This is a genomic window from Neisseria sp. P0021.S007 (assembly GCF_051956855.1).
The window spans coordinates 1-690 of record NZ_JBQCXA010000529.1; the positions used below are offsets into that span (position 1 = coordinate 1).

1 protein-coding gene is annotated in these 690 nt (G+C 51.7%); it reads right to left on the bottom strand.

Going from position 1 to position 690, the window contains the following annotated elements; translation table 11 throughout:
- Positions 1 to 296: 296 nt before the first annotated feature.
- Positions 297 to 690: aconitase family protein (locus ACTHUR_RS14415; protein ID WP_440399253.1), on the bottom strand; the 394-nt coding region annotated here is incomplete at its 5' end.

Consider the following 690-nt stretch of genomic DNA (forward strand, 5'->3'; position numbering starts at 1 on the left):
CGGTTTTGTCGACAACGTGTTCTGCCGTTTCTTTGGTTTTATCGGCTACGCGCTCGGCAGTCTCTTTGGTTTTGTCCCAATTGCGGTTGGTATCGTCTTTTGCGCCGGACCAAGTGCTGGAACAAGCTGACAGGATGAGGGCTGCGGCAGCTAATGCAAACAGTTTTTTCATACTAGATTCCTTTCAAGTTATCAATGATTAAGAAGGTTTTCGGACGTTTTGCGCAATAGAAAAACTTACTTGAGCAAGGTATTGTTTCAGACGGCCTGATCAATAAAGGCCGTCTGAAAATACTTTAAGCCATAGTGCGGATGTCGGTAAAGTGGCCGGTCACCGCAGCTGCGGCTGCCATGGCAGGGCTGACGAGGTGAGTGCGTCCGCCGTTGCCTTGACGGCCTTCAAAGTTACGGTTGGAGGTGGAGGCGCAACGTTGTCCCGGGGTCAGGCGGTCGGCATTCATGGCAAGGCACATAGAGCAGCCCGGCTCGCGCCATTCAAAACCGGCTTCGATAAATACTTCGTGCAAGCCTTCTTTTTCTGCCTGCTCTTTAACCAAACCGGAGCCGGGGACAATCAATACGCGTTGCACATTGTCCGCTTTTTTGCGGCCTTTGGCGATAGCGGCGGCTTCGCGTAAGTCTTCAATACGGCTGTTGGTGCAAGAACCGATAAAGACGATATCGACAGGG